The sequence below is a fragment of the Allocoleopsis sp. genome (genome assembly GCF_036703385.1).
In the GTDB taxonomy this organism is placed as follows: domain Bacteria; phylum Cyanobacteriota; class Cyanobacteriia; order Cyanobacteriales; family Coleofasciculaceae; genus Allocoleopsis.
Genome location: NZ_DATNPA010000094.1, coordinates 1 through 5,301 on the forward strand (window position 1 = coordinate 1; position 5,301 = coordinate 5,301).

4 protein-coding genes and 1 pseudogene are annotated in these 5,301 nt (G+C 45.9%); 3 read left to right on the top strand and 2 right to left on the bottom strand.

Annotation, left to right across the window (positions count from 1 at the left end):
• Positions 1 to 172: 172 nt before the first annotated feature.
• Positions 173 to 733: a DUF4388 domain-containing protein gene (locus tag V6C93_RS04765; protein ID WP_333475504.1), complete on the bottom strand. Its 561-nt coding sequence runs from the start codon at positions 731 to 733 to the stop codon at positions 173 to 175.
• Positions 734 to 1,193: 460 nt separating this feature from the next.
• Here V6C93_RS04765 and V6C93_RS38090 point away from each other — a divergent pair.
• Positions 1,194 to 1,879, top strand: a pseudogene (locus tag V6C93_RS38090) (RNA-guided endonuclease InsQ/TnpB family protein); the annotation flags it as partial.
• On the opposite strand, the gene V6C93_RS04775 reads toward V6C93_RS38090, so the two are convergent.
• The gene (locus V6C93_RS04775; protein ID WP_333475506.1) at positions 1,858 to 2,772 is read right to left on the bottom strand and encodes a lysophospholipid acyltransferase family protein; all 915 of its coding nucleotides are present in this window, start codon (positions 2,770 to 2,772) and stop codon (positions 1,858 to 1,860) included. The pseudogene V6C93_RS38090 and the gene V6C93_RS04775 overlap by 22 nt on opposite strands.
• Before the next feature lie 319 nt (positions 2,773 to 3,091).
• Here V6C93_RS04775 and V6C93_RS04780 point away from each other — a divergent pair, with 319 nt between their 5' ends.
• Positions 3,092 to 3,490, top strand: a complete 399-nt coding sequence (locus V6C93_RS04780) for a DUF4278 domain-containing protein (RefSeq protein ID WP_333475507.1) — start codon at positions 3,092 to 3,094, stop codon at positions 3,488 to 3,490.
• 288 nt (positions 3,491 to 3,778) lie between these two features.
• The coding region (locus V6C93_RS04785) for a bifunctional aconitate hydratase 2/2-methylisocitrate dehydratase (protein WP_333475508.1) at positions 3,779 to 5,301 on the top strand (1,523 nt) is incomplete at its 3' end.

Below are 5,301 nucleotides of genomic sequence, written 5' to 3' on the forward strand. Positions count from 1 at the left end.
GTTGGTTGGTGAGGTATGAGAGTTCTTAAGTCAGTGCCATTCGATTTAAGACCTATACCAATTGACTTTTTTGATGTCACATTTCACACCCCCCCCAGCCCCCCGAATTCAAGGGGGGAGTTATCAGAGAATATGTGTCAAACTCAAAGCCAAGCGGTATTAAAGTTTCAGGTTAATGTGCATAAGCAGGCAAGGCGGTTAAGTCTAAGCAACGATCTAAACAACGGGTTTCAATCTTGTCTAAAAGAACTTTAATCAAAGCGTATTGATTTAAAACAGCTGCTGGTACGCTCAAACCCGTCATTTCTCGCCTAGGTATTGGTACATTCTGATCTAGCTTAAACTGACCATCCTTGAGTTGAAATAAGGCACATACCTGCTGCAAGACCTGAACTTGAAATAAATGTTTTAGCTGTTCGTCTTGTAAAACCCCTTGGTTTTTAAGGCAAAAACCAAGGGGTTGATCGTTTGGATAGAACTGAAACAGCTTAGTGGCTACCTGATGACTGACCCAGTTGCGTTGCTTAATCAGCGAAATTAAACCTTGCTGATCTAATCGATTAGCTGCTGCTACGATGCGACCCTCATAAATCCAAATGTAATGGACTGAGGGCAGGGTTGATGAAAATTCTGGCAGGGCACGAAGTCTCAGTACCCCAGTTTTATGCCCTTTATCGAGGAACTGGAAGATTTCTGGCAAGGGGAAGTCTCTGAGAAAGCCAATGGTAGACATACGGTGTTCAATTAACGATTAAAAGACAGACTGAGAGAACCAACTACCATTTTCAGGTGTAAGCTCTTTTCTCTAGATTTTCTACTTACCTTCATAAAACGTTTCTATTTTTTTAACAATTGTCTATTCAATATAAACCAAGGCTCCTACGATTTTAAAGAACTATTAAGTTTAAAGAAGTCCCATCAAGAAAATTACGTTCTATGTTTCATCAAGTAGGGTTTTTGTCTTAGATTAAGCTAAGACAAAATTACAAGTTTTAGTTTGTATAGGTAATTACAAAAAAGTTTTTGTTCATGTAGGTAATGCATTAGTTTAATGCAATGCTCAACAAGTTAAAAGGAAGAAGGAAAGAGGGAAAGGGTGGAAGGGAGAATATTTAGTAGCGTAAATTACCGAAAATAATGGGTTTAAATCCTCCCTCTTCTATGGGGAGTTTTCTTGACTTATAGCCATTTTGGCTATCCAACGTTTCTTTGCTAATTGCAAAGCCAACAAACCTGGAAAGAAAGGGTATCCACAGTTCAAGAAGTTCACTCGGTCTGTGGAGTACAAAACCACAGGCTGGAAACTTTCTTGTGATCAAACAAGCCTGATTTTTACACATGGATTTGCTGTTGGCACCTTTAGATTGGTCGGCTCTCGTGACTTGCACTTCTATGCTCCATCACAGATTAAGCGGGTGCGGGTAATTCGTAGAGCAGATGGCTACTAGGCTCAGTTCTGCATCAGTGTAGAGCGAACAGAAGAAATCACCTCTTAGGTAAAGCTATTGGTATAGATGTTGGTTTGAACTACTTCTTGACCGATAGTACCAGAGCAACAGTCCCTAACCCTCGCCATCTGCGTAAAAGTGAGAAGGCTCTGAAGAGGGCACAGCAACGAGTATCTAGTAAGAAGAAGGGGTCGAACAGCCACAAAAAGGCTATCAACCGATTAGGAATAAAACACCTCAAGGTCAGGAGGCAACGTAAAGACTTTGCTATTAAAACAGCATTGTACGTAGTGAAATCTAGCGATTTCATAGCCTATGAGGATTTACAGGTGAAAAATGTGGTAAAGAATCATAAGCTTGCTAAGTCAATCAGTGATGCTGCTTGGTCACAGTTTGCCCAATGGTTGCACTATTTAGGAAAAGTGTATGGGAAAGAGGATGGCGAGGTGTAGTTGATGCACTGAATTAAATCGTCAAGCTCTCGTTGCATCTGGGTACAGACTTTCTCATAGCAAGCATCCACATAATCGCGATCGCTCGCCGCTTCCCGTCCATAGCGCTCAAATATGATCGGCGCACAAACACGGGTGTGGATTTGTATAGGTAACGGAATATTCGGCAAAGGGCCAATTCCGACGCCCCAAGGTAAGCCCAAATAAATGGGAAACACACCCATATCTGGGTCAAACCACAAAGGAACACCCCATTCATGCAGTTGTAGTGCCTGCTGGTAAAAATCTCCTAAAATCATCAGAGTATCGTGGGCACCGTGAGAAATCGCAGGTACAATGGGTGCTTCTTCCCGCAGAGCCAATTTAATAAACCCCTTACGTCCTGCAAAGTAAATGCGATCGCGCAGGCTATGGGGACGGAACATATCTTCAGCCCCGCCGGGATAGACAAGAACAGCGGCATCTTTGCGAAGGGCTGCGATCGCCGTTTTGGGGTGAGCAATGATTGCCCCAACTGGAGCCGCTAACCGACCCACGTTGGGGATTTTCCAAGCCAAGCGGTGCATCAGTCCGTAGGTTAAACGTTCATAACCAAATCTACGGAACCAATCGTACATAAACATCGAAGTATCCGGTGAAGCCGAGCCGCCATTATGGGTACCGACAATCAGCATCTTCCCCTCCGGGGGAATGTGATGCCAGCCCTCCGTTTGAACTCGAAAGTAAGAGTGGTACAACCATTCCCACACAGGCATCCAAGCTTTAATCACCTCAGGATCGCGCTGATCTAGCGACCAACCATCATATAGAGGCTCATAGGCTTGAGCATGACTTCGGTAACGAGCCGTCAAAAGATCGAAAAAATTAAACAATGGTTTTTAACCGCCCCAAACAAGGAAATAGCGTTTTTAGGATAATCCTGGGTTGGGTTCTCTGGCAAATCTGAACGATATTATCCCGCCCGCTTTGCGCCTCGGTGAGAAGTCACCCGATGAGAAAAGTGTGATGAATTTTTAACATTTCACCCCAATAACCCAAAAATTGTTAAATTGGATACAGAAATATTTTTTTGAATTTTGCCTTTAATCGGAAATCTATGCAAAATTACAAGCCTGTAGGCACCTAGTTCTGGAATTGATGGATATCAATCGCTAAAAAACACATCAAAAAGCTATGTTGGAGGCACAGGATATGAAACTCTCTTATCGGGGCGTTAACTACGAAAATTCATCCCCCATGCTCGAAGTCATTGAAGGGGATATCGGTGGGATCTATCGGGGTCAAAATTGGAGATCGCATTATCTTAGACACATCCCCGAACCCGCACCTGTACACGATCTGAAATATCGTGGTGTGGCTTACCGCACGGGTAAACCTGCTGTTGCTGTACCTTCTGCGGCAGCGGCACGCTGCACATTGCCCGGTTTCCACAAGCGGGAACGAGAACAAGAATTGAATCAGCTAACTAGAACTCACCTGAGCAATATTCGCAACAGCTTAGAACGCCGGATGCAAGTGGCGAGAGCGAAAGGAGATGAGAAGCTAGTTCGGTTGCTAGAGCAAGAGAGAATGACGTTACCTCTCCAATAGTTTTCTCAGGAACGGGAGAGTTGTCGGTTTCAAGTAAAACGTTGGGCGATCGTATGCGATCGCCTTTTTTCATGGCTGGCGAAAGTTGAGTGACGCTACACCTTACAACTTACGCACAGCCTCTATCTGTAGGGTGTGTTAGCGTAGCGTAACGCACCATGACCAAACTATAAAAGGCGTTCGCCGTCAACACCCAAAAGCGTTAGCGTGGCAGTAAGCTTTTGCTTTGAGAAACTTCACAGAAACTGGCAAAATTTTGCAGGTAGCTACCTCCAGGAGATCACTCTGATGCTTGAATCTTATCGTCAACACGTTGCTGAGCGAGCCGCTTTGGGTATTCCCCCCTTGCCGCTGAACGCCGAACAAACTGCCGAACTGTGCGAATTGCTGAAAAATCCGCCTGTGGGCGAAGAAGAAACCTTAATGTCATTGTTGCGCGATCGCGTCCCTCCCGGCGTCGTTCCGGCAGCTTACGTCAAAGCTGGGTTTTTAACGGCGATCGCAAAAGAGGAAATCACCTGTCCCCTGATTACTCCCCAGTGGGCAGTAAACCTTTTAGGCACAATGATGGGGGGTTACAATGTCCATTCATTGATTGATTTACTCAAATCCAGCCATCCGTCAATGGCGGCATCAGCGGCAGTAGCCTTAAGCAAGACGTTACTGGTGTTTGATGCCTTTCACGACGTTTTAGCATTGTCAGATGTCAATCCCTATGCCAAGCAGGTAATCGATTCTTGGGCAAATGCCGAATGGTTTATCACCCATCCTAAACTAGCGGAAACGATTACCGTTACCGTGTTCAAAGTGCCGGGAGAAACGAATACCGATGATTTATCTCCTGCACCCCACGCCACCACTCGCCCGGATATCCCACTTCACGCCTTGGCAATGTTGGAATCCAAAATGCCAGGAGGCATCGAAACGATCGCCCAACTCAAGGAAAAAGGGCATCCTGTGGCGTATGTTGGGGATGTTGTGGGTACGGGTTCCTCCCGCAAGTCTGCGATTAACTCGGTGCTGTGGCATATTGGCAACGATATTCCCTTTGTCCCGAATAAGCGGTCTGGGGGATATATTTTAGGAAGTGCGATCGCGCCTATCTTCTTCAATACCGCTGAAGATTCTGGTGCATTACCCATTGAGTGTGATGTCAGCCAGATGGAAACGGGAATGGTAATTACCATCCATCCTTATAAAGGAGAAATTACCAACGAAGCTGGAGAAGTGATTTCCACCTTTACCCTCAAGCCTGACACCATTCTCGATGAAGTCAGAGCTGGTGGACGGATTCCTCTATTAATTGGGCGCAGTCTCACCGACAAAACCCGCGAAGCTTTAGGATTAGAACCCAGCACTCTGTTCACTCGTCCTAAAATGCCAGAGGATACAGGCAAAGGCTTTACACTGGCACAAAAAATGGTAGGGAAAGCGTGCGGTTTACCTGGTGTGCGTCCCGGTACCTCTTGCGAACCTATTATGACGACCGTTGGTTCTCAGGATACCACCGGCCCGATGACTCGCGACGAATTGAAAGAACTCGCCTGTTTAGGGTTTAGTGCAGACTTGGTAATGCAGAGTTTCTGCCATACCGCTGCTTATCCCAAACCCGTGGATATCAAAACTCACAAAGATTTACCGGATTTCTTCGCCTCTCGCGGTGGTGTAGCCTTGCGTCCCGGTGATGGCATTATTCACTCTTGGCTGAACCGGATGCTATTGCCGGATACTGTTGGAACAGGTGGCGACTCTCATACTCGCTTCCCCTTGGGAATTTCTTTCCCAGCCGGTTCCGGGTTAGTGGCGTTTGC